This is a genomic window from Paraburkholderia sp. EG286B, assembly GCF_040965655.1.
Taxonomy (GTDB): domain Bacteria; phylum Pseudomonadota; class Gammaproteobacteria; order Burkholderiales; family Burkholderiaceae; genus Paraburkholderia.
Genome location: NZ_JBFRCF010000010.1, coordinates 23990 through 49913, shown reverse-complemented (window position 1 = coordinate 49913; position 25924 = coordinate 23990). Strand labels below are relative to the sequence as shown.

Annotated in this window: 22 protein-coding genes and 1 pseudogene; 17 read left to right on the top strand and 6 right to left on the bottom strand. The window is 61.9% G+C overall.

The annotated features are described in order from the left end of the window. Positions 1–67: 67 nt before the first annotated feature. Positions 68–619: a cupin domain-containing protein gene (locus AB4Y42_RS22125; protein WP_368688655.1), complete on the bottom strand. Its 552-nt coding sequence runs from the start codon at positions 617–619 to the stop codon at positions 68–70. Between the two features lie 445 nt (positions 620–1064). On the opposite strand from AB4Y42_RS22125, the gene AB4Y42_RS22120 reads away from it, so the two are divergent. The 12 genes from AB4Y42_RS22120 to AB4Y42_RS22065 all read left to right on the top strand — a co-directional run bounded on the left by AB4Y42_RS22120 (position 1065) and on the right by AB4Y42_RS22065 (position 15139). Further along, positions 1065–1289: a hypothetical protein gene (locus AB4Y42_RS22120; protein WP_236596917.1), complete on the top strand. Its 225-nt coding sequence runs from the start codon at positions 1065–1067 to the stop codon at positions 1287–1289. A gap of 278 nt (positions 1290–1567) precedes the next feature. Next, entirely contained in the window at positions 1568–2377 is an 810-nt protein-coding gene (locus AB4Y42_RS22115; RefSeq protein WP_368695359.1) for a gamma-glutamyl-gamma-aminobutyrate hydrolase family protein, read from the top strand. Positions 2378–2408: 31 nt separating this feature from the next. Next, the gene (locus tag AB4Y42_RS22110; RefSeq protein WP_133185707.1) at positions 2409–3743 is read left to right on the top strand and encodes a glutamine synthetase family protein; all 1335 of its coding nucleotides are present in this window, start codon (positions 2409–2411) and stop codon (positions 3741–3743) included. A gap of 18 nt (positions 3744–3761) precedes the next feature. Further along, complete coding sequence (locus AB4Y42_RS22105; RefSeq protein WP_368688657.1) at positions 3762–5204, top strand: aspartate aminotransferase family protein; 1443 nt, start codon at positions 3762–3764, stop codon at positions 5202–5204. Between the two features lie 75 nt (positions 5205–5279). Further along, on the top strand, positions 5280–6401 hold the full coding sequence (locus AB4Y42_RS22100; RefSeq protein ID WP_368688658.1) for a polyamine ABC transporter substrate-binding protein: 1122 nt from the start codon (positions 5280–5282) through the stop codon (positions 6399–6401). A gap of 250 nt (positions 6402–6651) precedes the next feature. Then, positions 6652–7803, top strand: a complete 1152-nt coding sequence (locus tag AB4Y42_RS22095; protein ID WP_368695358.1) for an ABC transporter ATP-binding protein — start codon at positions 6652–6654, stop codon at positions 7801–7803. A 25-nt stretch (positions 7804–7828) separates the two neighbouring features. Further along, positions 7829–8788 (top strand): ABC transporter permease subunit, encoded by a 960-nt coding sequence (locus AB4Y42_RS22090; RefSeq protein WP_368688731.1) that lies wholly within the window; start codon positions 7829–7831, stop codon positions 8786–8788. Next, positions 8785–9699 carry an ABC transporter permease subunit gene (locus AB4Y42_RS22085; RefSeq protein WP_133185711.1) on the top strand — a complete coding sequence of 305 codons (915 nt, stop codon included), beginning with the start codon at positions 8785–8787 and terminating at the stop codon, positions 9697–9699. Before AB4Y42_RS22090 ends, AB4Y42_RS22085 begins: the two co-directional genes overlap by 4 nt. A 114-nt stretch (positions 9700–9813) precedes the next feature. Then, positions 9814–11394, top strand: a complete 1581-nt coding sequence (locus tag AB4Y42_RS22080; protein ID WP_368695357.1) for a DUF3138 family protein — start codon at positions 9814–9816, stop codon at positions 11392–11394. A gap of 61 nt (positions 11395–11455) precedes the next feature. Then, a complete protein-coding gene (locus tag AB4Y42_RS22075) occupies positions 11456–12748 on the top strand; it encodes an NAD(P)/FAD-dependent oxidoreductase (RefSeq protein ID WP_368695356.1) in 1293 nt (430 codons plus the stop codon). After that, positions 12748–14049 (top strand): NAD(P)/FAD-dependent oxidoreductase, encoded by a 1302-nt coding sequence (locus AB4Y42_RS22070; RefSeq protein ID WP_368695355.1) that lies wholly within the window; start codon positions 12748–12750, stop codon positions 14047–14049. The genes AB4Y42_RS22075 and AB4Y42_RS22070 overlap by 1 nt, the downstream gene beginning before the upstream one ends. Positions 14050–14164: 115 nt before the next feature. Next, positions 14165–15139: an aldo/keto reductase gene (locus AB4Y42_RS22065; protein ID WP_368695354.1), complete on the top strand. Its 975-nt coding sequence runs from the start codon at positions 14165–14167 to the stop codon at positions 15137–15139. On the opposite strand, the gene AB4Y42_RS22060 is transcribed toward AB4Y42_RS22065, so the two are convergent. Then, positions 15087–16619, bottom strand: a complete 1533-nt coding sequence (locus AB4Y42_RS22060; RefSeq protein WP_368695353.1) for a PLP-dependent aminotransferase family protein — start codon at positions 16617–16619, stop codon at positions 15087–15089. The two genes, AB4Y42_RS22065 and AB4Y42_RS22060, sit on opposite strands and share 53 nt — an antisense overlap. 100 nt (positions 16620–16719) lie before the next feature. On the opposite strand from AB4Y42_RS22060, the gene AB4Y42_RS22055 reads away from it, so the two are divergent. After that, positions 16720–17184, top strand: a complete 465-nt coding sequence (locus AB4Y42_RS22055) for an N-acetyltransferase family protein (protein WP_368695352.1) — start codon at positions 16720–16722, stop codon at positions 17182–17184. 18 nt (positions 17185–17202) lie between these two features. On the opposite strand, the gene AB4Y42_RS22050 is transcribed toward AB4Y42_RS22055, so the two are convergent. The 3 genes from AB4Y42_RS22050 to AB4Y42_RS22040 all read right to left on the bottom strand — a co-directional run bounded on the left by AB4Y42_RS22050 (position 17203) and on the right by AB4Y42_RS22040 (position 19727). After that, complete coding sequence (locus AB4Y42_RS22050) at positions 17203–17784, bottom strand: DUF3501 family protein (RefSeq protein ID WP_368688666.1); 582 nt, start codon at positions 17782–17784, stop codon at positions 17203–17205. A gap of 39 nt (positions 17785–17823) precedes the next feature. Beyond that, positions 17824–19161: a heterodisulfide reductase-related iron-sulfur binding cluster gene (locus AB4Y42_RS22045; protein WP_368688667.1), complete on the bottom strand. Its 1338-nt coding sequence runs from the start codon at positions 19159–19161 to the stop codon at positions 17824–17826. 143 nt (positions 19162–19304) lie between these two features. After that, entirely contained in the window at positions 19305–19727 is a 423-nt protein-coding gene (locus AB4Y42_RS22040; RefSeq protein ID WP_069261580.1) for a rubrerythrin family protein, read from the bottom strand. Between the two features lie 306 nt (positions 19728–20033). Between AB4Y42_RS22040 and AB4Y42_RS22035 the strand changes: the two genes are divergently transcribed. The 4 genes and pseudogenes from AB4Y42_RS22035 to AB4Y42_RS22020 all read left to right on the top strand — a co-directional run bounded on the left by AB4Y42_RS22035 (position 20034) and on the right by AB4Y42_RS22020 (position 22543). Beyond that, positions 20034–20393: a DUF3564 domain-containing protein gene (locus tag AB4Y42_RS22035; RefSeq protein ID WP_042268533.1), complete on the top strand. Its 360-nt coding sequence runs from the start codon at positions 20034–20036 to the stop codon at positions 20391–20393. A 243-nt stretch (positions 20394–20636) separates the two neighbouring features. After that, positions 20637–21086: pseudogene (locus tag AB4Y42_RS22030) on the top strand (DNA/RNA non-specific endonuclease); the annotation flags it as partial. 250 nt (positions 21087–21336) lie between these two features. Beyond that, a complete protein-coding gene (locus tag AB4Y42_RS22025) occupies positions 21337–21609 on the top strand; it encodes a hypothetical protein (protein ID WP_368695351.1) in 273 nt (90 codons plus the stop codon). 331 nt (positions 21610–21940) lie between these two features. Then, positions 21941–22543 (top strand): phospholipase D family protein, encoded by a 603-nt coding sequence (locus AB4Y42_RS22020; protein ID WP_368695350.1) that lies wholly within the window; start codon positions 21941–21943, stop codon positions 22541–22543. Between the two features lie 43 nt (positions 22544–22586). Here AB4Y42_RS22020 and AB4Y42_RS22015 read toward each other — a convergent pair whose 3' ends face one another. Then, positions 22587–25916 (bottom strand): UvrD-helicase domain-containing protein, encoded by a 3330-nt coding sequence (locus tag AB4Y42_RS22015; protein WP_368695349.1) that lies wholly within the window; start codon positions 25914–25916, stop codon positions 22587–22589. Positions 25917–25924 lie beyond the last annotated feature (8 nt).

The window sequence follows — 25924 nt, the reverse complement described above, 5'->3', positions numbered from 1 at the left end:
ATTTGCGATCCACCTTGCACGCCGCAGTGCAGCGTCACAGGTGAAACGGGTTCGCGCGATCAGGGAGTCAGAAGGTGGGCGGCGAATTGGCCGACACCACTTCGCAGACTTCGTTCGCGCTGGGATTGCGAAACCGGTGCGGGAAGCGGCTTTCGAAGTAGTAACTGTCTCCGGGGTCGAGCAGCCAGGTCGTGCCGTCTACGGTCAGCTCGAGTTGTCCGGCCACCACCACGCCGCCTTCGTGCCCCGCGTGCGCCAGCATTTCAGGGCCGGTATCGGCAAGCGGCTGATAGACCTCGCGCATGATGCCCATGTTGCGATCTTTCACATTCGCGCCGGCCAGATAGAACTCGATCGACGCGTTGCCGAGGTTCGGCATTTCGCCACGCCGCGACACGACTTCTGTCCCTTCCGTCAGGTCGAATGTGAAGAATTCGGCGAGGCTCATCGGAATGCATTCGAGCAGCTTCTTGAGCGAGCCCACCGAGGGACTGACGCGACTTTGCTCGATCAGCGAAATCGCGCCATTGGTCACGCCTGCGCGCTTGGCGAGTTCGCGCTGCGACAAACCATAGCGTTTGCGGACATAACGCAGGCGCGTGGCGACTTCGGATGACACAGAGGCGGACTCGGACACGATGAAGGACCGTTGGCAGTGAGCGCGCGTAGACAGGGCGCGGTGGACGTGTTGAATATTCTAATCAGTTTGCTTTATTTTGCGTCAGTACAAACCCCTGTAAGTTATTCGAAATATAAGTGTAGGAGCCGATATTTCGCACAGCGTGCTATTTCACAAGACTCTCGGGGAAAGTGCTGACATCAAAAACTTGAAAAAATAATTGACGCCCTTTTTGACTCGTATATGCTGAACTACAAGTCGAACACGACATCGTTTCTGCCGCATTGCAACGCAAAAAGCGCGTTTTATGCGAGAAACATAGCGAGTCGGCGCAGTTTGGAAAGCAATACATCGATGTCGTTCAATGTTTAATGCATTACTCAAATTGGCGACCTCGAGTGCTTGAACCAAACGCCTCTTTCAACGCAACCAGTCGAGTGTTATTGTGAGAGTCCGTGGCCCTCTGGTGAGGTGGGATCGTAGTCATGCGAGGTGTCTTCGCAGTGACTGCACCGCCATCGCCGACGGCAGTAGCGGCAGGCTTGCCTCTCGCCTGTTCCTGTCCGTCTTCACGATCCTTTCCCGCCGCTCTGTGCGGCGTCACAACTCGGTCTCCGCACGCGCCTTCATTGCCGTCCACACGGACGAAGTCGCGTCGCTTCTGCCCTAGCGCCTCTCCCTCCCGCGCCGTTCGTTTTCTTCGCCGTCGTTGGTTCGCGAAGTGTCCTGTCGCGCCTTCGCGATATGGCTGCGCACGCCTGAACACCGTCGCGCCTCACAACGGCAAGAAACGAACCGCCTACATGATCTCCACGCGCAGCGCCATCCGTTAGCGCCGCTGCGCGGAGCACACAGGGTTTGTAGTTTTGCGTCCCGCAAGGCTGCAAGGTCATGTCACGCCCGTAGCGTCGATACATCGCGCACGGGCAAGCAAGCGAATCATTAGTCATGCGAACCAGACCAGTAGTTGGCGTTACTGCCGACCGCACGATGATGGGACCGCACGCGTCACATGTTGCCGGTGAGAAGTACATCGCCGCGGCTGTGGATGGAGCAGGCGCGCTCGCATTCGTGCTGCCCGCCCTGGGCGAGCGGCAGGCTGCGGCCGACATTCTCGAAGCCGTGGACGGACTGCTTTTCACGGGCAGCTATTCGAACGTCGAGCCGCATCGTTATGGCGGCGCGGCGAGCGAGGGCGGCACGCTGCACGACCCCGCTCGCGACGCCACCACGCTGCCGCTCATGCGCGCCGCGATCGAGGCCGGCGTGCCGGTGCTCGCCATCTGCCGCGGCTTCCAGGAGATGAACGTGGTGTTCGGCGGCACGCTCCATCAGCAGGTGCACAACGTTGCACGCTACGACGACCATCGCGAGAACAAGGACGATCCGCTCGACACGCAATACGGTCCGGCGCATGCGTTGAAGCTCGTGGAAGGCGGTGTGCTGCAACAGCTTGCGGGCGGCGCGCGCGAAGCCCGCGTGAATTCGCTGCACGGTCAGGGCATCGAACGGCTGGGCGCGGGCCTCGTGGCCGAGGCATTCGCACCCGACGGCCTCATCGAAGCCGTGAGCGTCGCGAACGCACCCGGTTTTGTGCTTGGCGTGCAGTGGCACCCCGAATGGAAGTACGCCGACGACGCGCTGTCCACCGCTATCTTCCGCACGTTCGGCGAAGCCTGCCGCAACCACATGCTGGCCCGAATACCGGGCGGGGCCGGACTCGACGTGGCGCATGCGCCGCGCGCCGCCCACGCCTGATGCCGGCCCATACAGAACAGAGAGAAAGATCATGCATGAAATCGACGAATTCCTGAAAAAGCATCACATCACCGAAATCGAAGCCATCATCCCCGACATGGCGGGCATTGCGCGCGGCAAGATCATCCCGCGCAGCAAGTTCGAATCGGGCGAGTCGATGCGCTTGCCGCAAGCCGTGATGATCCAGACCGTGACCGGCGACTATCCCGAAGACGGCAGCCTCACGGGCGTCACCGATCCCGACATGGTGTGCGTGCCCGACCCGTCCACGATTCGCATCATTCCGTGGGCCGTCGATCCCACCGCACAGGTGATCCACGACTGCGTGCACTTCGATGGCTCGCCCGTCGAAATCTCGCCGCGCCGCGTGCTGCGCCGCGTGCTCGAACTCTACGAGGCAAAGGGCTGGAAGCCCGTCATCGCGCCGGAGCTCGAGTTCTATCTCGTCGACATGAACAAGGATCCGGACATTCCGCTCACGCCGCCGATCGGCCGAACGGGCCGTCCCGAAACGGGCCGCCAGGCGTACTCGATCGAAGCGGTGAACGAGTTCGATCCGCTCTTCGAAGACATCTACGAGTACTGCGATATTCAGGACCTCGAAGTCGACACGCTCATTCACGAAGTGGGCGCGGCGCAGATGGAGATCAACTTCCTGCACGGCGATCCGCTCAATCTCGCCGACCGCGTGTTTCTCTTCAAGCGCACGGTGCGCGAGGCGGCGCTGCGCCACCACATGTACGCCACCTTCATGGCGAAGCCCATGGAGAACGAGCCGGGCTCGGCCATGCACATCCATCAGAGCCTCGTCTCGGCGGAAAGTGGCCAGAACCTCTTCACGGGCTCGGACGGCAAGCCGACGGACATGTTCTATGCGTATATCGCGGGACAGCAGAAGTACACGCCCGCGCTGATGCCGATCTTCGCGCCGTACATCAACTCGTATCGTCGCCTTTCGCGCTTCATGGCAGCGCCGATCAACGTGGCATGGGGCTACGACAACCGCACGGTGGGCTTCCGCGTGCCGTACTCGTCGCCGGCCGCGCGCCGTGTGGAAAACCGCATTCCGGGCGTGGACACCAACCCGTACCTCGCGATCGCCGCGACGCTCGCCGCCGGCTACCTCGGCATGACGCAGCACCTCAAGCCCACGGAACCGCTCGTGAGCGACGGCTATTCGCTGCCCTACCAGTTGCCCCGCAACCTGGAAGAAGGCCTCACGTTGATGAGCGCAAGCGAACCGCTCATGGGCATCCTCGGCGAGAAGTTCGTGCGCGCCTACCTCGCGCTCAAGGAAACCGAATACGAAGCCTATTTCCGCGTGATCAGTTCGTGGGAACGCAAGCACCTGCTGCTGCACGTGTAAACGAAAGGAGACATAGCAATGAGCTATCGAATCGACGCCCCCGCCAGCGCGCTGCAGGAAGTGCCGACGACGCTACGCGCGCAATCCAGCCGAACGGCGCGCTCGACGAGCGAGTACCGCGCGCTGGACGCCGCGCATCACATTCACCCGTTTTCCGACATGGGCTCGCTCAACCAGACGGGCAGCCGCGTGATCGTGAAGGCGAAAGGCGTGTACCTGTGGGACTCGGAAGGCAACCAGATCATCGACGGCATGGCCGGGCTCTGGTGCGTGAACGTGGGCTACGGCCGCAAGGAACTGGCCGACGCCGCCTACGAGCAAATGCAGGAACTGCCGTTCTACAACACGTTCTTCAAGACCACGCACCCGCCGGTCATCGAACTCTCGGCGCTGCTCGCGCAGCTTTCGCCCGAGCCGTTCAATCACTTCTTCTATTGCAACAGCGGCTCCGAAGGCAACGACACGGTGCTGCGCATCGTGCATCAGTACTGGCTCACGCAAGGCAAGCCCTCGAAGAAGGTCGTCATCTCGCGCAGGAACGCGTATCACGGCTCGACCATCGCGGGCGGCACGCTGGGCGGCATGGGCTACATGCACGAGCAGATGCCCTCGAAGGTCGAGAACATCGTGCACATCGACCAGCCGTACTTCTATGGCGAAGCGCAAGGCAACCTGTCGCCCGAAGAATTCGGTCTCGCACGTGCGCAACAGCTCGAAGCGAAGATTCTCGAAGTGGGCGCGGAGAACGTGGCCGCCTTCATCGGTGAGCCGTTCCAGGGCGCGGGCGGCGTGATCTTCCCGCCCTCGACCTACTGGCCGGAAATCCAGCGCATCTGCCGCAAGTACGACATCCTGCTCTGCGCCGACGAAGTGATCGGCGGCTTCGGCCGCACCGGCGAATGGTTCGCGCATCAGCACTTCGGCTTCGAGCCCGATCTCATCACGATGGCCAAGGGCCTCACGAGCGGCTATGTGCCGATGGGCGCAGTGGGCATTCACGACCGCATTGCGAAGGCGCTCATCGAGAACGGCGAGTTCAATCACGGCCTCACATACTCGGGGCATCCGGTCGCCGCCGCCGTGGCCGTGGCGAACCTCAAGCTGCTGCGCGACGAAGGCATCGTCACGCGCGTGAAGAACGACACCGGCCCGTACTTCCAGCAACGCCTGCGCGAGACGTTCGCCAATCATCCGATCATCGGCGACATCTCGGGCGCGGGTTTGGTGGCGGGCCTGCAGCTCGCCGAGGACCCGAAGGCGCGCAAGCGCTTCGCGAATGGCGGCGAGGTGGGCACGCTGTGCCGCGACTTCTGCTTCAACGGCAATCTCATCATGCGCGCCACGGGCGACCGCATGCTGCTCTCGCCGCCGCTCGTCGTCACGCGCGGCGAGATCGATGAAATCGTGTCGAAGGCGAAGAAGGCCATCGACGCAACTGCGCAACAACTGGGTCTCTCTTAACGCGACTTGTCCACGGCGGGCGGCGCAACGGGGTGCTGGGCCTCCCGCCGATCTTCATCTTCAGGGGAAAGCAACATGAGTGTTAGTCATCTTCGTCATGCGGTCGCGATCGCGGCCCTCGCTGCGTGTGCCGGCCTCACGGCCCTTCCCAGCGAGCCAGCGCACGCGGCCGACGGCGATCTGAACGTCTACAACTGGTCCGACTACATTGCGAAAGACACGATCCCGAACTTCGAAAAAGAAGCGGGCATCAAGGTCAAGTACGATAACTACGACAGCGACGACACGCTGCAAGCCAAGCTGCTGGCCGGCAGCTCGGGCTACGACATCGTCGTGCCCACCTCGAATTACATGGCCAAGCAGATTCAGGCCGGCGTCTACCAGAAGCTCGACAAGTCGAAAATCCCCAACCTCGCGAACCTCGATCCCGTGCTCATGCACATGATTGCCGACGCCGACCCGGGCAATCAGTACGGCGTGCCCTGGGCGTTCGGCACCGACGGCATCGGCTACAACAAGCAGGCCGTGGAGAAGGCGCTCGGTCCGAACGCGCCGGTCGACAGCTGGGCACTCGTGCTCGATCCGCAAAATCTCTCCAAGCTCAAGGGCTGCGGCGTGTCGTTCCTCGACCAGGCCGTGGACGTGTTCGCCGCGACGCTGCAATACATGCACAAGGACCCCAACAGCACGAACCCGGCGGACTATCAGGCCGCATTCGAAGTGCTGAAGAAAGTCCGCCCGTACATCACCCAGTTCAATTCGTCGGGCTATATCAACGACCTCGTGAACAACGATATCTGCGTTGCCGTGGCATGGTCGGGCGACGTCGGCATCGCGCACCGCCGCGCCGAGGAAGCCAAGCGCTCGTACGACGTCAAGTTCTCGAACGTGAAGGAAGGCGGCCTGCTGTGGTTCGACGTGATGGTCATACCCAAGGACGCACCGCACCCCGAAAACGCAATGAAGTGGATCAACTACATCTCGGATCCGAAGGTCAACGCGCAGATCACCAACGAAGTGTTCTACCCGACGGCGAACAAGGCCGCGCGCCAGTTCGTCACGCCGGCAGTGGCGCAGGACGCGACGGTGTACCCGTCGGAAGACGTGCTCAGGAAGATGACGCTGATGAAGCCGATGCCGGCCGACATCCTGCGCCTCGAAAACCGTCTGTGGGCCCAGTTGAAGACCGGCCACTGACACGCTGACTCCCCCTGAAGGAAACAATAAGGAGACGACGCGGAAGAGGGATCGCTCGACCCCTCTCCGCCTGAAGTACGCAATTCCGAAGTCAGGCCGCGCAGTGCCGCCCCCCTTTTTTGACGACGCGCGCGAGCCTTTCCCGAGCTCCGTTCGCAGTACTAAGTCGCGAGTCGCGCTAGCGCCCCGTGCGGGCCGGCTCGCGCCGGAAAAACGTGTACTGCGATCAGAAAGGAACCAAGGTCAGATCATGAATTCGACGTCCAAAGTCAACGCCCCAGAAGCTTCGCGCGCCAACGCGACCCCGGCCAGGAACGATGCGTTCGTGCGTATCGAAAACGTCGTCAAGAAGTTCGGCGATAGCACCGCCGTGGACAACGTGAACCTGAACATCGCCAAGAACGAGCTGTTTGCGCTGCTCGGCAGCTCGGGCTGCGGCAAGTCCACCCTGCTGCGCATGCTCGCGGGCCTCGAAACGGCCACCTCGGGCCGCATCTTCGTCGATGGCGAAGACCTCGCGTCGCTGCCGCCGTACCGCCGCCCCGTCAACATGATGTTCCAGTCGTATGCGCTCTTCCCGCACATGAGCGTGGAGTCGAACGTCGCGTTCGGTCTCAAGCAGGAAGGCGTGCCGAAGAACGAAATTCGCGAGCGCGTGGCCGACGCGCTCAACCTCGTGCAAATGGGCCGTTACGCGCAGCGCAAACCCCATCAGCTTTCGGGCGGCCAGCAGCAGCGCGTGGCGCTTGCGCGCTCGCTCGTGAAGCGCCCCAAGCTCCTGCTGCTCGACGAACCGATGTCGGCGCTCGACAAGAAGATCCGCCAGAAGACCCAGCTCGAACTCGTGAACATCATCGAGAAAGTCGATGTCACCTGTGTGATGGTCACGCACGATCAGGAAGAGGCGATGACCATGGCCAACCGCCTCGCCGTGATGAGCGAAGGCCGCATCGTGCAGATCGGCTCGCCCGGCGAAGTCTACGAGTTCCCCAACAGCCGCTTCTCAGCCGAGTTCATCGGCTCGACCAACCTGTTCGAAGGCAAGGTCGTCGAGGACGAGCCCGATCACATTTTCGTGGAAAGCGAAGACCTCGAAACGCGCATGTACGTGAGCCACGGCGTCAGCGGCCCGCTCGGCATGCCCGTGGGCATTTCGGTGCGGCCGGAGCGCGTGCGCGTGACGCGCGAGAAACCAGGCACGCCGCACAACTGGGCGCGCGGCGTGGTCACGGATGTCGCCTACATGGGCAGCTATTCGCTTTATCACGTGCGCCTGCCGGGCGGCAAGGTGGTCGTCTCGAACCTCTCCAGCTCGCACCTCATGAACGAGGGTGCGCCCGCCTGGAACGACGATGTCTACGTGTCCTGGTCGCCGGCCAGCGGCGTCGTGCTTACGCAGTAAGGAGGCCTCAATCATGAGTACCACTATTCCCACCACGCCCGGCTCCGGCCGCGCAGCCGCAGATGCGCGCCGGGGCGCGCTCGCGCGCTTCTTCTCGCGCTTCGTGCCTTCGGGCCGCACCGCCGTGATCGGCGTGCCGTTCATCTGGCTCACGCTGTTCTTCGCGCTGCCGTTCGTGCTTGTGCTGAAGATCAGCTTCGCCGACCAGGTGATGGCCGTACCGCCCTACTCGAATCTGGTCGAGATGAAGGACGGCGTGGTGCACTTCGCGCTGCAACTGGGCCACTACGCGTTCCTGCTGCAGGACAGCCTGTACATCGCCACGTACATCAGCTCGCTGAAGATGGCGGCAGTCTCGACGATCTTCTGCCTCTTGATCGGCTACCCCATTGCGTACTACATCGCGCGCTCGAACCCGGCCACACGCAACCTGCTCATGATGGCCGTGATGCTGCCGTTCTGGACTTCGTTCCTGATCCGCGTCTACGCGTGGATCGGCATTCTCAAGGACGACGGCCTGCTCAACCACGCGCTGATGGCCATCGGCCTGATCCACTCGCCGCTGCGCCTCTATCACAGCGACGCAGGCGTCTACATCGGCATGGTCTATTCGTACCTGCCCTTCATGGTGATGCCGCTCTACGCGCACCTCGTGAAGATGGACCTCACGCTGCTCGAAGCCGCCTACGACCTCGGCGCGAAGCCCTGGGTGGCGTTCACCCGGATCACGCTGCCGCTCTCGAAGAACGGAATCATCGCGGGCAGCCTGCTCGTGTTCATTCCCGCCGTGGGCGAGTACGTGATTCCCGAACTGCTCGGCGGCGCCGACACGCTCATGATCGGCCGCGTGATGTGGGACGAGTTCTTCAACAACATGGACTGGCCGATGGCCTCCGCCGTCACCGTCGCGATGGTGCTGCTGCTGCTCGTGCCGATGGCTCTCTTCCAGCACAACCAGGTCAAGGAACTGGAGGACCGCAAATGATCAAGCCTAATCGCGCACTCTCCGCAGGGGTGCTCACGCTCGGCATGCTGTTCCTGTATATCCCGATCGTCAGCCTCGTGGTGTATTCGTTCAATGAGTCCAAGCTCGTCACTGTATGGTCGGGCTTCTCGCTGAAGTGGTACGCCGCCCTGCTGCAGGACGACGAACTGCTCAGCGCCGCGTGGCTGTCGCTAAAAATCGGTCTGATGACGGCGTTCGCCTCTGTCGCGATCGGCACATGGGCCGGCTACGTGCTCGCCCGCATGGGCCGCTTCAGGGGCTTCGCGTTCTTCGCGGGCATGATCAACGCGCCGCTCGTGATTCCCGAGGTCATTCAAGGCATCTCGCTGCTGCTCCTCTTCGTCGCAATGGAGCAGTTCCTCGGCTGGCCAAAGGGACGTGGCGTACTGACCATGTGGATCGGCCACGTCATGCTGTGCGTGTCGTATGTCGCGATCATCGTGCAGTCGCGTGTGAAGGAGATGAACAAGTCGCTCGAGGAAGCCGCGCTCGATCTCGGCGCCACGCCGCTCAAGGTGTTCTTCGTCATCACGCTGCCGCTCATCTCGCAGGCCCTGCTCTCGGGCTGGCTCCTCTCGTTCACGCTTTCGATCGACGACCTCGTGCTGTCCGCGTTCCTCTCCGGTCCGGGCTCGACCACGCTGCCGCTCGTCGTGTTCTCGCGCGTGCGCCTCGGCCTGAACCCGGAGATGAACGCGCTCGCCACGCTCTTCATCAGCGCGGTGACGATCGGCGTGATCGCCGTGAACCAGCTGATGAGCGCACGCGAGAAGAAGCGCATGCGCGACATGCAGCTCGCCTTCGTCCAGCCCGATGCCGCCGAAGCCATCACGCCAGCCGCCGCCCCTGCCGGCGCGGTGGGTGCGCCGATCGGACGGCGCGCGGCGTGATGCGCAATCCATAAGAAGCCATATGCGACCCGTGCGGGTGGCGGCGCGCGCCGCCCGCCGGGCCCCAGCCACACGCCGAAGTATCTGTAATAACGACCAACAAGGAGAATTCCAATGAAGAAGAAGTTAATCTGTCTGCTGGTGGCCGGGGCGTTGCCAGGGCTCGCTTTTGCCGACTCGACCAGCGAACAGATCAAGGCCCTGCAGGAGCAGCTCAACGCCCTGCAAAAAGAGGTCAAGTCCCTGAAGACCGAGCTGGCACAGTCGAAGAGCACCGGCAAGGTGGTAGCCGCAGCACCCGTGACACCCGTAGCCGCAGCAGCGCCGGTCGACATCAGTTCGCCCGATTACGGCAAGGCGCAGGCGAACCTGACCAACGACCAGGTCGATGCGATGAAGCAGCAGATCGCGAACCAGCAGCTCAAGGTCGATTCGCTCACCGACGCCGCCAACACCGGTCCGCTCGCGGGCCTTTCGATCACCGGCTACATCGACCCGACGTACATCTACAACCGTGCACCGGGCACCTCGTCGTTCCTGTTCGCGAACCACACGGGTTCGTATAACTACTTCAACAGCACGTTCGGCGATGTCTATCTCGACATCAAGAAGACCTTCGGCGTGGGCCCGATGGCGCCTTCGGCCGAAATCACGCTCATGCCGAACCGCGGCAATGGCATCACGCTGCTGCAGAACGAGCACGGCGAGATCGGCAACAACATCCTGAACACTGCCGTCGTGACCGTGCCGGTGACTTCCACGGGCACGTTCGTCGCCGGTCTCATGCCGAGCTTCGGCGGCTACGAGGTGCAGCAGTCCAACCAGATGCTCACGCTCACGCATAACCTGCTCTACGACTTCTCCGATCCGGGCAGCTACGTGGGTATCGGCTGGAACTACACACCGGGCGGCAGCCAGTGGGCGTTCAAGTTCATGATCGGCAACGAGCAGTACCGCACCAACGGCGCGGTCGTGCAGACGGGCCAGAATGCGCTGGGAGACCCGATCACGACGAGCAACAGGATCCCGACGTTTACGGCACGTGCCGACTACACGTGGTCCAGCGCACTCGATATTGGCGGCTCGTTCAACATCGGCCGCCAGACGCTGCCGAGCGCGTTCGATTCGACGACGGGCCAGGCCGTGTACGGCGTGGGTGGCCAGGCATCGAGCTCGGGCGGCTACTTCTTCTTCGGCGAAGTGGACGCAAGCTACACGCTCGCGGACATCCAGTACAACGCCGAAGTCGATTACGGCCAGCAGCAGCGCGCGGCATTCAACGGCGGCAATGCGCAGTGGTACGGCTTCTCACTGCTCGCGCACCGCAAGTTCTTCGCGCCGGTGGTGGGCCGCATGGGCGTGACCGCACGCTACGACCTGCTCGCGAACAGCAAGAACGGCGGCGGCGGCGGCGGTATCGTGCTCAACTCGAACGGCATGGATACGGCCAACGGCTTCGGCATTGGTGCGGACTGCCTGGCGAACTCGAAGGCCGGCGGCGGCTTCGGCTTCGAGTGCAAGGGCGCGACACGCCAGGACGTGGCGCTCGACCTGCTGTTCTTCCCGACGCAGCAGATCCAGGTGAAGGTGGAATATCGCCACGACTGGGCCACGCAGCGCGTGTTCCTGAACAGCGACGGCTCGTACAGCAAGAGCAACGACTTGCTCGGCGCGCAGTTCATCTACTCGTTCTGATGAAGTCGCGGCGGGCGGCGGCCTCGTGCTGCCGCCCGCCGTTTCCCGATTCGCTTTCCCTATGCTCAAATTCGCCAATCAGCCTCATGCCCCGTCCTGGTACGCGGCCACCGCCCACGACACCACCGCGCACCCGGTGCTCGAAGGGGCGCTCGATGCCGATGTCTGCGTGGTCGGCGCGGGCCTCACGGGCGTTTCCGCCGCGCTGAATCTCGCCGAACGCGGCCACCGCGTCGCGCTCGTGGAAGCCTCGCGCGTGGGGTGGGCCGCAAGTGGGCGAAACGGCGGACAGTTGATCGGCGGTTTTGCCTGCGATATCGACACGTTCGCGCAGTTCATGCCCGAAGCCGAGGTCCAGCAGATCTGGGACATGGGTCTGGAAACGCTCGACATCGTGAAGCGGCGCGTCAGGCAGCACAACATCGACTGCGCGCTCACGGCAGGTTATCTCACCGCCGCGAACAAGGCACGCGACGTCGATGCGCTCAAGCGCTGGCGCGACGAGGCGGCGCAGCGCTTCGGCTACGACCGCTTCCAGTACGTGGACGGCGACGGGGTGAGCCGCTACGTGGCGTCGTCGCGCTATCCGGGCGGCCTCTACGATCCCGATAGCGGGCATCTGCATCCGCTCAACTACACACTCGGGTTGGCGCGCGCGGCAGTCGTTGCGGGCGTGCGCGTGTACGAAAACAGCCCCGTCACGCGACTGCGCGAAGAGAACGGCGCGCACGTGGTCGAGACCGCGCGCGGCAACGTGCGTGCGAAATTCGTCGTGCTCGCCTGCAATACGTATCTGGGCGATCTCGCCCCCGCGCTCGCGCGCAAGATCATGCCCGTGGGCACTTATGTGATCGCCACCGAAAAACTCGGCGCCGAACGCATGAATGCGCTGATGCCCGCCCAGGCTGCCGTATGCGACAGCCGCTTCGTGCTCGACTACTTCCGTCCCGCTGCGGACACGCGCCTGCTCTGGGGCGGCAAGGTGAGCTATTCCACCATCGCGCCGCCCAATCTGGGCGAAGCCATGCGCCGCGACATGCTGAAGACGTTTCCGCAACTCGCCGACGTAAAGGTGGACTACGCGTGGGGCGGCTACGTTGACATCACGATGAACCGCGCGCCGCACTTCGGCCGCCTCTCGCCAACGGTGTATTTCGCGCAGGGCTTCTCGGGCCACGGCGTGAACGTCACGGGACTCGCGGGCACGCTGATCGCCGAGGCGATCCACGGCCAGGCCGCGCGCTTCGACCTGTTCGGCAAGATCCGTCACCGCGATTTCCCCGGCGGCGCTACACTGCGAACCCCTGCCCTCGTGCTCGCGATGGCGTGGTATCGAATGAAGGACCTGCTTTGATGACACTCGACCTCGACGCCCAGTCGGACGCCCTCGCCCGCCACTCGTACTACGAAGCCACCGCGACGCGCCCCGCCGACGACCCCGTGCTCGAAGGCACGCTCGACGCCGACGTGTGCGTAATCGGCGCGGGCTTCGCCGGGCTCTCGGTCGCGCTCGAGTGCCGCGCACGCGGCCTTTCGGTCGTGGTGCTCGACGCCCATCGTCCCGGCTGGGGCGCCTCGGGCCGTAATGGCGGCCAGACGCTCGTGGGCTTCGCGAAAGACGAAGTGCTCGAAAAGCAACTCGGCGCGCAGGGCATACGCGCGGCGTGGGCGCTCTCCATCGAAGGCGTGAACCTCGTGCGCGAGCGCATTGCGCGCTATGGCATCGATTGCGACTTCACGCCGGGCTATCTGACCGTCGCGACGAAAACGAAGCGCGTGCCCGATCTACGCGCATGGATGGACGCGGCGCGCACGCGCTGGGGCTACGATCGCCTCGAATGGCTCGACACCGACGCCACGCGCGCACGGGTGGCGTCGCAGCGTTATATCGCGGGCGTCTACGATCCGGTCTCGGGACATCTGCATCCGCTCAAGTACTGTCTTGGCCTCGCCGCCGCCGCGCGCCGCGAAGGCGCGCAACTCTTCGCGCATACGCGTGCGCTCGAAGTCGTACGCGGTGCCCGGCCCGTGGTCAGAACGGCGCACGGCGAAGTACGCTGCCGCTTCGTGGTGTCGTGCTGCAACGCCGCGCCGGGCGGCGTGCTGCCCGGCAGCGTGGCCGCGCGCATCGCGCCCATCGCCTCGTACATCATCGCGACCGAGCCGCTAGGCCGCGAACTGGCCGGCTCGTTGATCGCGCAACGTTCCGCCGTGTGCGACAACAACTTCTTTCTCGACTACTTCCGCGTCTCGGCCGACCACCGCATGCTGTTCGGCGGCCGCGCCGATTCGACCGGCGCCGCGCCCGAACGCCTGACAGCGGCCATGCAGACGCGCATGAGCGATACCTTCCCGCAGCTCGCGGGCGCGCGCGTGGAATACGCGTGGGGCGGCTTCGTCGATGTCACGCGCAACCGCGCGCCCGACTTCGGCGCGATCGACCCGAATTATTACTATGTGCAAGGCTTTTCGGGGCACGGTGTGGCGCTCACGGGCATGGCAGGGCGTCTCGTTGCGCAGGCCATCGTCGGCGAGCGCGCTTCGTTCGATCTGTTCGCGCAGCTGCGGCACGCGCGCTTCCCCGGCGGCCCCGCGTGGCGGCGACCCGCGCTCGAAATCGGCATGCTCTACCACCGCGTGATGGAAATGTTCTAACGCGGCACGCCCTGCACGTTCTGCCGGCCTGTTATACCCTTGCGAAAGTCCGCCGCCCTCGCGCGGCGCACGCACTTCCTCTGCTTGAATCGCCTTTTCGCCAGGAGCAACAGCAATGGATTACGTCAGGTTCGGCTCGACAGGGCTGCAGGTTTCGCGTCTTTGTCTCGGTTGCATGACCTACGGCGTGGCCGAGCGCGGCACGCACCCGTGGACGCTCGGCGAGGACGCCAGCCGCCCGCTCATCCGCCAGGCGCTCGACGCCGGCATCAACTTCTTCGACACCGCGAACACCTACTCGGACGGCACCTCGGAAGAAATCGTCGGGCGCGCGCTGCGCGACTTCGTCAAGCGCGACGACATCGTGCTCGCCACGAAGGTCTACAACCGCATGCGGCCCGGCCCGAACGGCCAGGGTCTGTCGCGCAAGGCCATCCTCACGGAAATCGACCATAGCCTCAAGCGCCTCGGCACCGATTACGTCGATCTCTACCAGATCCATCGCTGGGACTACAACACGCCCATCGAAGAAACGCTCGAAGCGCTGCACGATGTCGTGAAGGCCGGCAAGGCGCGCTATATCGGCGCTTCGTCCATGCACGCGTGGCAGTTCAGCAAGGCGCTCTACACCTCGCGCCTGAACGGCTGGACCGAGTTCATCAGCATGCAGGACCACGTGAATCTGCTCTACCGCGAGGAAGAGCGCGAAATGCTGCCGCTGTGTGCCGATCAGGGCATTGCCGTGATGCCGTGGAGCCCGCTCGCACGCGGCCGCCTCACGCGCGACTGGAACGAATCGAGCGAGCGCGAGGCCACCGACAAGTTCGGCAAGACGCTCTACGGCGCCGATGCAGATAAAGCCATCATCGATGCGGTTGCCACCATCGCGCGGGCGCACGACGTCCCGCGTGCGCAGGTCGCGCTCGCGTGGTTGCTGCATAAGCTCGCCATCACGTCGCCGATCATCGGCGCGTCGAAACCGCAGCATCTCGAAGACGCCGTCGCGGCGCTCTCGCTCAAGCTCTCCGACGAAGAGATCAAGACACTCGAAGCGCCCTATCTGCCGCATGTGATCGCGGGCCATCAGTAAGCGATGAAGCCGCTGGCAGACGTTCACGCACGATGCGCGCGAGCGTCTGCATGAGCGTGTCGGCAACCTGCGGCGGCGTTTCCGCATAGCCGAGCAGGAAGCCGTTGTAGCGCGTGGCGTCCGGTGCATCGACGCAATACGCGCTCAATGGCGACAGATGCAAGCCGTGTGCACGCGCGGCTTCGCTCACCTCGGCATCGGAGAGCGGCGCGTCGAGGCGTACGCTCAAGTGCATGCCGCCCGCGTCCGCCGACACCGTCATCACGCCGGCGAGATGTTTGTCGATGGCGGCGACCAGGCCGTCGCGGCGCTCTTCGTAGAGCTTGCGCATGCGCCGCAAATGGCGCGCGTAACGCCCGCTTTCGATGAATTCCGCCAGCGCCAGTTGTTCCGCCACGCGCCCCTGGCGCACGAGCGTGTGATGCGCCTGCGCGAACGGCGCCGCCACACGCTTCGGCACGATCATGAAGCCGATGCGCAGCGCCGGAAACAGCGTCTTGCTGAAGGTGCCGAGATAGATCACGGGCGCGTCGTCGGCGAGGCCCTGGATCGACGGCAGCGGCGGCCCGTCGTGGCGCAGCTCGCTGTCGTAGTCGTCCTCGACGATCCACGCGCCGCACGCGCGCGCCTGCTCGATCAGCGCGAGACGCCGCTCGAGGCTCAGCACGCAGCCCAGCGGATACTGGTGCGACGGCGTGAGATAAACGAGTCGCGGCGGCCGCTCGCGCCAGTCCTCGGGGCGCGCCGCCATGCCCGCCGCATCCACGCTCATCGGCACGAGTTGCAGCCCCGCGGCCGTGAACGCCACACGCGCGCCGAGGTAGCCCGGATTTTCGATCCACGCGCGCTCGCCCTCGTCCGCGAAGAGACGCGCGCACAGGTCGAGGCTCGACTGCGTGCCGTCCGTGACGAACACCTGGTCGGGCTGGCAGCGCACGCCGCGCGACACGCGCACGTATTGCGCAATGGCCTGACGCAGCGCGGGCATGCCTGCGCTGTCGCCATAGCCGAGATCGTGGGCGCGCAACTCGCGCAGCGCGCGTTCGACCGCCGTGCGCCATTGCGCGTAGGGAAACGCGTCGAGCGCGGGCACGCCCGGGCGCAGCGCCTTCGCACCGTGGCGGCCCGAGCGGCGCGGCGGCAGTTCGCGCACGCGGCGCGCAAGCGCAGGCACGGGCTCTTCGCGCTGCGCGGTCTGGGCCGGCGTTGCCGAGGCACCGGCGCTGACCGCGTTGACGACCGAACCGTGGCGCGTCGCGCTGACGAAGCCCTCTTCCACGAGCCGCTCATAGGCATAGAGCACCGAATTGCGCGCGATGCCGAGTTGCTCCGCAAGCGCGCGGCTCGACGCGAGGCGCGTGCCGCGGCCAATGTCGCCGTCGAGAATCGCGCGGCGCAGGCTCTCGTAAAGCAGGTCCTGCTGCGTGAGCTTGCGCACGGCGCGCTTCGCATAGGCCGTCATCATCAACGCGTAGTCCAAACCCGTGGCTCCATTGTTTTTGGTTTCGGTGGGACTAACAATGGTGCCACAAGTCGCTTACGCTTGGGAGTTTGGGAAGCCCTGCCAACAAGGAGAAGATATGATCGACACGACGCTTCAAGTCCGCGCCGTCGCACCCGACGATTTCGCCGCATGGCTGCCGCTCTGGGACGGCTACAACCGCTTTTACGGCCGCTTCGACGCCACCGCATTGCCGGAACACATCACGCGCACGACCTGGTCGCGCTTCTTCGACGGCTACGAGCCCATGCACGCGTTCATCGCCGTGCGCGGCGAACGCGTGCTCGGCCTCGTGCACTTCATCTATCACCGCAACACGATTCTGGAAGGGCCGATCTGCTATTTGCAGGATCTCTTCACCATGGAAGACGCACGCGGCCAGGGCGTGGGCCGCGCGCTGATCGAGGCCGTGTATGCGCACGCGAAGGTGTCGAATTCGTCGCGCGTGTACTGGCACACGCACGAGACGAATCACACGGCCATGCGGCTCTACGACGACGTGGCCGTGAAGCCCGGCTTCGTCATGTACCGCAAGGACGTTTGATGAGGCAGGTGAAGCGCCTCAGGCGAGATCCTTGAGCAACGAGGCGCGCACCTCGCCGTCGATGGTCTGCGTCGGCACGCGGTAATTCGGATGATCGCAGCCTATCGTGAGCGCGGCGCCTTCGCGTAGCCGCGTCTTCATCTGCGGCGTGAGTTCGAAGCGGACGAAATGCACCGCCGAGGTCTTTTCGTCGTTCTCGCGTTCGAGGTCCTCGTCGGCGATCGCGTAGACGGGCGCCTCGCCATCCACCTGGACGAACACCTTGTCCTCGATGCCGATCAGCCGCGCCAGCGCCGCGCGCCGCTCGACTTCACTCTCGTATTCGAGCTGCATGGTCGCCTTCAGGTTGCCGCCGTCGGGCACGAGCGGCAGATAGGCCGCGAGTTCGCCCTGAATGCCGTCTTCGTCGAAGATCTTTTCGATGTGCAGCATCTCCTGGATCTGGTAGCGGATCGTGGTCTCGTCCTCGAACAGGAACGTCAGGTGATTGCCGAGCGGCACCACGCGCTGCTTCTTGTGCTCGATGATGCGTTTGCGCATGTCGCCCCGCACCCTGGCGTAGGCTTCCAGCGTCAACAGCGAATTTCTCGCGATCGTCATGAGTCGTGCCTCGTGAATGTTGCGGGTTGGCGTCGGGGCCTAGATGCCATAGGCGCGGCGCAGCAAGGTAATGGGGTGAGCGAGCGGCGGCTCGCCAAACTGGTTCTCTTCGATGCCCTGCGCAATGTGATGCCCCGCGAGCTGGCAATCAGAGGAGATGAAGTTTGGCTCGGCCTGCCCCATCTGCTTGAACACGGGCGTGCCGATCTTCATCGACATGGCGTGGAATTCCTTCTTCACGCCGAACGTGCCCGCGTGGCCCGAACAGCGCTCGACCACGGTCACTTTCGTTTCGGGCACGAGCGAAAGCAGGTCGAAGGTCTTGCGGCCGATGTTCTGCACGCGCGCATGACACGGCACGTGATACGACACGTTGCCAAGCGGCGCACGGAAATCGGTCTTGAGCAGGCCGTCGCGATGACGCGCCACGAGATACTCGAACGGGTCCCAGAACGCGTCGCTCACGGCTTTCGTGTTGGCGTCGTCGGGGAACATCAGCGGCAGTTCGTGCTTGTACATGAGCACGCAGCTCGGCACCGCGCCGATCAGCGCATAGCCTTCGCGCGCGTAACGCGCGAGCATCGGCATGTTCTGCGACTGCTTGTGCGCCACGCCCTCCAGATTGCCCTGCTCCAGCAGCGGCATGCCGCAGCACCACTCGCTCTTCACCAGCTCGTAGGGAATCTCGTTGTGGTCGAGCACCGCGAGCAGATCGTGGCCGATGCCGGGCTCGTTGAAGTTCACGTAACAGGTCGCGTAAATGGCGACCTTGCCCGGCGTGCGTTCGCCGTCGCGCACCTCGCTCGACGCCGCGCGCTTCGCAACGTTACGAAACTTGTGCGTGGCGAAGTCGGGCAGCCACGCCTTGCGATCGACGCCCAGCATGTCTTCCATCGCGCCGCGCATCGCCTTGGTGTGATTGATGGCGTTGACCGTTTGCGTGACGACGGGAATACCGGCGATCTGGCCGAGCGCGTCGGTATTCGAGAGCACGCGGTCGCGCAGCTTCACTTCGCCCTTGCGATAGTGAACGGCCTTGGCGCGCAGCATCAGATGCGGAAAATCCACGTTCCACGGATGCGGCGGCACGTAGGGGCACTTCGTCATGTAGCAGAGATCGCACAGATAGCATTGGTCGACGACCTTGTCGAACGACGCCTTGTCGACGTCGTGCGCTTCGCCGGTATCGGTTTCATCGACGAGATCGAACAGCGTGGGAAACGCACCGCAGAGCGACACGCAGCGCCGGCAGCCCGCACAGATATCGAATACGCGCGCGAGTTCCGTGTCGAGCTGGGCCTGGTCGTAAAAAGCGTCGGAGCGCCAGTCGAGCGGATGGCGGGTCGGCGCTTCGAGACTGCCTTCCTTGTGGGGCATGACGTCTCCTTCTTTTATTTATCAGCCAAATACGCGGCTAAACGAGCGCGCGTACGCGCGCCGGTGCTTGCCCGGCACGCGAAATATCAAGCGCGCGCGTCATGGGTGCGTGCCGTCAGGCACGCGGCGATGCCCGCCCCGCCTCAGTCCGCCAGCACGTCCAGCGCCTTCGTATAGCGGTTGGCGTGGCTGCGCTCCGCCTTCGCGAGCGTCTCGAACCAGTTCGCGATTTCGTCGAAGCCTTCGTCGCGCGCGACCTTAGCCATGCCGGGGTACATGTCGGTGTATTCGTGCGTTTCGCCCGCAATGGCCGCCTGCAGATTCAGACGCGAGGTGCCGAACGGCAGCCCGGTTGCCGGGTCGCCTACCGCTTCCAGATATTCGAGGTGGCCGTGCGCGTGGCCGGTTTCGCCTTCGGCGGTCGAGCGAAACAGCGCCGCGACATCGTTTTGTCCTTCTACGTCGGCCTTGGCTGCGAAATACAGATAACGGCGGTTGGCCTGTGATTCGCCGGCAAATGCATCCTTGAGGTTCTGTTCCGTCTTCGAGCCCTTTAGCTGTGCCATCTGTGCCTCCATCGTTCGACCTGAAATGTGGGGACGCGACGCAATTCGCCTCGTGCAATGCAGCATGCGTGGGCGACTTCGCCGCACTATCAATCTAGGTTGTGGCGTTTGCGTTCCCAATTGTGAATTTCAATCCCGGCGATAGCGTAGCCGGGTTTACGCGGGCAGAAATGCGCATAAACGGGGTAGGTCCAGGCACGCGCCATGCGCGCGGCGATCTGTCCTGCACTCTTCACTTTGCGCGCGCGCGGAGTCGTCCTAGACTTTGAAATTGCCGACGCGCCCGATCAATTTTGCGGAGATGCCATGCGACTTACGATCCTGATCAACGGTTCCGATCCGACCGTCAATCACGACTATGCAGTGCTCTGGCTCGACACCGACCAGCAACGCTGGTCCCGCGAGTCTCACGAAGGGATCGACCTGCCAGAATGGGGTGAATTGCGCGACGTGAATGGTGTCACGTCGCTGTGCGCACCGCTCGAAAACGAGCCGCTGTGCACGCTGCGCGGCCTGCATGTGAACCGCCGCCAGGAAATCAGTTCAGCACACGGCGACGCGACATGGTCGTGCGAAACCTCGCACTCGCCGATGGAAGGCCAATGGCGCCTTCAGGCGGTGGACCGCCAGATGGTCCGCGCCGAGCATTCGCTTTTTGCAGGCTGAGTCGTTGTTGATGATTTGACCGATTGAATGCAGGCGGCATCATTTGCCGCCTCGCTCCTCGCGCAGCAACGCAACGCTGCCGCGCTCATTGCATGTGTTTGTGCGTCACCTCTCGCTTGCGCCCGCCCTTGAGCGGGCGCGCGTTTTTTTGCGCCTGCATTTTGTCTCCCGCCTCCACGCGCGCCATGCGCCCGCTATACTTTCAGCCCGCTTGATCCCACCCCAGTCCAGCCTGTCCTTTCGATGAAGAAGCTGTTTGCCTCGCTTGTTGCCTCCCTGCTGCTCGCCGCCGCGAGTCATGCAATCGCCGCACCGGCCTGTTCGCAATTCGTGCCCGACGGCCAGTTCCCGACGCTCACGAATCAGCGCATGGCGCCGAAAACGCGCATGCTCTGCTATTCGGATTTTGTCGTGCTGCATTCGGGCGTCACGCACGGGCCGCTGTGGTCGGCCGAGCATCTCACGCGCGACCACCTCGAAGCCGCGAAGGACATGACGCGCACGAACCGCTTCTTCGAAGACGACCGCCTGCCCGAAGGCGAAGGCGCGACGCTCGCCGACTACAAGCGCAGCGGCTTCGACCGCGGCCACATGAGCCCGGCGGGCAACCGCTGGAATGCACAGGCCATGGCGGAATCGTTTTCACTCGCCAACATCGTTCCGCAGAATCGCGACAACAACCAGCGCCTTTGGAACCCCACCCCCAAAATATACTCATGCGCCTGGCGGGAACTCCAGACGGTTTAGTTCGATAGAATATTTAAAATGTTGCTCGGCAGCCAGCACGATGCCGAGCTTGCCTCGGGCGAGCACGCCCGAGGCATTCAATTACCTGAGTTTTATCTCTTGAATTCTGATTGATTTTGTACTAGATTTATCTGCCACATTACCTCACGTTTCCCAAAAAAATAGGATTTCTCATTCTTTACACTTGGAGGGGAGTATGAAATCAGAATATGAGGGACGCTTTGATGTGGTTATCGAATCCCTGAGAGATGAGCGCGCTCTCGCGTTTCTGATTTCAACAAAGGGGGAATCTGCCGTTCAGAATGCAGTGAAGCGGCTTTGCGGAAATCGCCGCCCCTACGTTTCAAATATTGCGAAGATTTTGGATGTCACAATCCCCGATGAAGTGCTCATCACCCCTCGCGATGAGGGAAGAGCCCGCCTTTCGGAAATCAAGAATATATTGAAATCACATAACATCAAAGGGTGAGAAATCAAAAATTGAGCCCAGTCATTTTTTTACGACAAATAATACGCTGTTAGATTGGAGATGATAATATAAATCCAAGAACAACAGCTAATGAAATTCGACTCGACGTTAGCCGGAAACTCAACGAACTACTCATATATTATTAAGGCCGCAGCCAAACGATTTAGCCTTGGCGAAACGTGCTTTACGATGTTAAGATGGCCGACGAAAGGGCATTGAAAAGAATACTTAGACGCTTCCAATAGTGCAACTCTTCAATCGTTCATTCTCTGTATGCGAATCGCACTTTTCATTTTCGCGCAACCATCGCCCAGCTTACAAAAATAGAATCGTGAATCTTCGTAATACTCTTTGCATTACCGCTCTCACCGCCGCAGTCGCTGCCAATACTTCGCTCGCTAACGCTCGCACATCGCTAAAAGACCTGTCGGCGAAAATCTTTGGGCAGCCGACCGCTGAAGCCACTTCGTTTGCTAACGGCGCGAGCTACCAATTGTGCTTTGTCCCCAATGGGGCGAGCTGCCAACAACTTATCATCAGCGCGATTGACGGCACGCAACACAAACTCCGGATTCAGGCTTATTCGTTCACCAGCCCGCCTATTGCCGCCGCAGTCAAACGAGCGAAAGAACGTGGCGTCGACGTAAAGGTCATCCTCGACAAAAGCCAGGCGTCTCCGAGATACACCGTCGCCACCTACCTGCGCAACGCGGGCATCGATGTAGTCATCGATACAAAACCGGCGATTGCCCACAATAAGGTAATGATTTTCGACGACAGCTCGGTCTTCACCGGCTCCTTTAACTTCACGAAGAGCGCTCAAGAACGCAACGCAGAGAACGGCATGTTGATTCGGGGCGACGCAAACATCGTGAAGTCCTATGCGGACAATTGGGCGTCCCGCTACGACGTTTCGACACCTTATCAAAAATAAGGGTCGAATTTCCACAGGGTGCCGGCGGCCCTCCTGAGCCGATTTAAACTGGCACAACCGGACACATCCCGAGATAGGCGCAACGCCCACAATGTCTGCCGGGCTTTGCGCTGCGGTCGTTTTCAACAAGGCGCAGAGCAGCCTTATATGCCCCGGTACGGGTGGGCGCTTTGCTCAGTTCGACATCGATTTCTTTCTCTGCAACCAACGTGTGAAGCACCATCGGCCCCGATTGCGCGTCGACAAGGTCGAGAAGCATCGGCCTCAGCGTATCTTTTACCTTGTCGGCCCCCCGGGCCGAAAATCGAATCAGGTGGTATTCAGGCCCCGGATTTTCAATCACCCAAGGCAGCTCCACTTCAATTCCACCGATTCTCGCGACGAGAGAATCGCGTAACAGTCCTTCGTTGCTCCGAAGAACATTTAGCCCCCGGCGACACGCGATGACGGCGTCGCGCTGGAGTCCGGCGTCCTCTGCTTTCGGCGGAAGCTGGTGGCTCTGCCACGCAGCAGCGAACGCGTCCTTTGACTTCGCACCGCCCTGTGCGATGACTTGAAGCGTCTCCATAACTGCCCAACGAGCTCTTATTGAAACGTCCGTATCCTGTTCGCGCCTCAGCCCGAGGTTATAGCGGTAATGATGCTGCAAAGGACAACGGATATACGCTTCAAATTCATCCAACAAGACGCGCTTCGGCGCGTGTGCTCCAGGCACGCTCTGGGTCGACTTGACCACGGACGCCACTATGCTCGCGTCGAACTTTCTTCGCCGGTAGTACTGCCGGCAATTGCGAAGCTGTGCGAGTCTGTCGCTTGAGAAACGAATGCCGCTTTCGTAGAGTTGGAGGTGCAGCTTCGCTCGAGACAAGGCGACATAGAAGAGGTTATTCCTCTCAATCGCTGACTCGAACGCAAACTCTTCGTCGGAGCTGCCCAATACCGCCGGCGGAACGAGATGGGTAATGGACTCGGAAGTCCCCCACCTCGGAGCTTCGGACCCGAAAAATGCCGGGTCCACGTAGCCTACATGGACCGATGTGAATTCGAGTCCTTTGCTGCCGTGGACAGTTAGCAGACGGACCGCATCCATTTCAGAAGCTTCCGGCGGAAGCTCCCTGTCTGAATATGTCTCTCCAATACGTTGCCGCAGTTGTTGCCGCAGCAAAAACCGCGATAGACGAGCCTGTCGGACGTCTCCATCTCCATTTCGGACCGAGTACGCAAACTGCCACAGGGCGATACGGATAGTCTGCGCTTCGAGGGAAACGTCATCAGGATGCGGAACAACGAATCGACGTTCCAATAGCAAGTCACAGACGAATTGCCAAGGATTGGTGTTACGGGTAAAGCCACGCAGCAATGTCTCCAAGTTCGCGCTGGCAGCGCACCCCATTGCCGACATACCCTCAAACGTCTTTCCGAGCCACCGACCTCTCTGCCACGCCACATCGCCGTGCGAGCACTCGAGCAGTCTGTGAATGTCCACCCATGGCATCGAGAGGCCAGGTACGTTCGCAAGACCGACCAGAGCCCGAGGTTCCCGTTCACAAAAGAGCTGCATAAGGCAAACCAGACGCTTGACTTCAGGCCGCTGTGCCAGTTCACCGATGTGGAGAACGGGAATTTTGGAGCGACGCAGGTAGTCCGACATAAACTCAATGTCAGCACTGCGCTTACAGAGAATAGCCTGATTTCGGAACGCGATACCTCTACCGTGGTCGTTCTGGCTCAGCACCTCCTGAGTGATTGCCTCGGCAATATCGATGCGTTCATCGCACGAAATTAGCTGTGGCAAGTAAGCGCTCTTACCGTTGACTGCGTGCATCTCATCTAACGGCAATTCGTCCTGCAACGTGTGAACTCGCCCGGCTTCGGAGACGAGGTCTAGAATCTCCTGCGAACTTCTGCGGTTTGAGTCGAGTGAATACTTCCGTGCACTGGACGTATCGCTGCTTCCCTTGAAGGAGTGCTCGAATTTCATCAGGCTTTTTACCGACGCACCTCGCCAGTGATGTATCGCCTGACGCACATCTCCCACGACCCATAGCGATTTTGCTCGCGCTGCGAGTTGGCGAACGAGCATCACCATCGCCTCGGTGACGTCCTGATATTCGTCTACGAGCACATGCTCGAAATGATTTGCAAACTCCGCAACGCTATCTCTATCATCTCGAATCCGTAGTGCCGGCTTCGCAACCAAGTCGACAAAGTCGACCATTTTCGCATCTGCGAGGACACGCTCGTGCAGTTCATACAGCGTGGCAATATCCTCGCGTTCGCGCCGAAGCTCTTCCGGGGCGGGGTCGAGTAACTTCAGTCTCTGTCTATACTCGCCTGGACTAACGAGTTCTTCCTTGAGGCGCTGGATACATTTGAGGACAGTCTGAAGCCAGTCATAAGGGTCTTCAACTCGCAGGTAATACTGCAAATCGACAACCGGCAGATTGCGCACAAGAAGCGTTACCTCGTGCAGTCTGTCCGCGACCAGCACGTCTTGGTCTAGTCCGTAATGCTGATGATATTTCCGCAGGAATTCCAAGCCAAAAGCATGGAATGTCCCCGCCCAAATGTCAGCGGCGCGCTGAATGCCCGCGACACGAAGCCTCTCAACGAGCTCGAAGGCTGCTTTATTTGTGAATGTGAGGACTAGAATACGACTTGGGTCTACATTCTGCTGCTCAATAAGGTATTTGACTCTGTGAACCAGCGTGGTCGTCTTTCCGGTACCGGGACCGGCGACAACGTTTACGAATCTCTCCGGGGCCTCAGCAGCTAATCTTTGGTCATCACTGGGAGCCGGCAAACTCCGAGGGGCAACCTGAGCTGCCTTTGGAAGCAATACGCCGTCAAGCATCTGCTGCCGGACCAACTCCAACGGAAGCACCAAAGCCTGCGCAATCTCACGAGGCCCTTTGCCTTGACGCCACAAAGCTGCAGCGACATCCCGAGGCAGCAGTAACTCCCGAGCGAAGACATTCGCTTGCAATTCCTGACGCTCGCGCGCGCCGTACGCTTCAACCTTTATTGCTGCGGGTGTACCTTCGCTTCCCATCAATGCTTTGAGGTCTGCGATGGTCAATTCCGGCTTGTCAGCGTCTAGCTTCCAGTGCCCTAGCTCATGAGCGACCAGGTACGAATATTCATCGTCGCTGACGGTGTTCCGAACGTAGATGAAGCATTCCTTTCTCTTCAGGACAGCACCGCCGCCACCAAGGGCAGCGAAAGCCGCAGGAACCTTCTCAATACAGAGCTCAAGCTCATCCTCGACGGACGAGAGCATTTCAAGGCTGTTTGGCACACCTTTTGTACAGCGATTCAATAATTGCTGCCGGAGCTTGTTTGCTTCAGTGCGTGCCCGCTCGAATGGGTTCATTAGTGACG

What these genes read in the sequence shown, in the direction of transcription:
- AB4Y42_RS22025 (WP_368695351.1), top strand. Translation starts at nt 21,337, where the DNA reads ATGAAATCAGAATATGAGGGACGCTTTGATGTGGTTATCGAATCCCTG.
- AB4Y42_RS22070 (WP_368695355.1), top strand. Translation starts at nt 12,748, where the DNA reads ATGACACTCGACCTCGACGCCCAGTCGGACGCCCTCGCCCGCCACTCG.
- AB4Y42_RS22040 (WP_069261580.1), bottom strand. Translation starts at nt 19,727, where the DNA reads ATGGCACAGCTAAAGGGCTCGAAGACGGAACAGAACCTCAAGGATGCA.
- AB4Y42_RS22055 (WP_368695352.1), top strand. Translation starts at nt 16,720, where the DNA reads ATGATCGACACGACGCTTCAAGTCCGCGCCGTCGCACCCGACGATTTC.
- AB4Y42_RS22100 (WP_368688658.1), top strand. Translation starts at nt 5,280, where the DNA reads ATGAGTGTTAGTCATCTTCGTCATGCGGTCGCGATCGCGGCCCTCGCT.
- AB4Y42_RS22015 (WP_368695349.1), bottom strand. Translation starts at nt 25,916, where the DNA reads ATGAACCCATTCGAGCGGGCACGCACTGAAGCAAACAAGCTCCGGCAG.
- AB4Y42_RS22075 (WP_368695356.1), top strand. Translation starts at nt 11,456, where the DNA reads ATGCTCAAATTCGCCAATCAGCCTCATGCCCCGTCCTGGTACGCGGCC.
- AB4Y42_RS22105 (WP_368688657.1), top strand. Translation starts at nt 3,762, where the DNA reads ATGAGCTATCGAATCGACGCCCCCGCCAGCGCGCTGCAGGAAGTGCCG.
- AB4Y42_RS22045 (WP_368688667.1), bottom strand. Translation starts at nt 19,161, where the DNA reads ATGCCCCACAAGGAAGGCAGTCTCGAAGCGCCGACCCGCCATCCGCTC.
- AB4Y42_RS22115 (WP_368695359.1), top strand. Translation starts at nt 1,568, where the DNA reads ATGCGAACCAGACCAGTAGTTGGCGTTACTGCCGACCGCACGATGATG.
- AB4Y42_RS22110 (WP_133185707.1), top strand. Translation starts at nt 2,409, where the DNA reads ATGCATGAAATCGACGAATTCCTGAAAAAGCATCACATCACCGAAATC.
- AB4Y42_RS22065 (WP_368695354.1), top strand. Translation starts at nt 14,165, where the DNA reads ATGGATTACGTCAGGTTCGGCTCGACAGGGCTGCAGGTTTCGCGTCTT.
- AB4Y42_RS22085 (WP_133185711.1), top strand. Translation starts at nt 8,785, where the DNA reads ATGATCAAGCCTAATCGCGCACTCTCCGCAGGGGTGCTCACGCTCGGC.
- AB4Y42_RS22050 (WP_368688666.1), bottom strand. Translation starts at nt 17,784, where the DNA reads ATGACGATCGCGAGAAATTCGCTGTTGACGCTGGAAGCCTACGCCAGG.
- AB4Y42_RS22095 (WP_368695358.1), top strand. Translation starts at nt 6,652, where the DNA reads ATGAATTCGACGTCCAAAGTCAACGCCCCAGAAGCTTCGCGCGCCAAC.
- AB4Y42_RS22080 (WP_368695357.1), top strand. Translation starts at nt 9,814, where the DNA reads ATGAAGAAGAAGTTAATCTGTCTGCTGGTGGCCGGGGCGTTGCCAGGG.
- AB4Y42_RS22035 (WP_042268533.1), top strand. Translation starts at nt 20,034, where the DNA reads ATGCGACTTACGATCCTGATCAACGGTTCCGATCCGACCGTCAATCAC.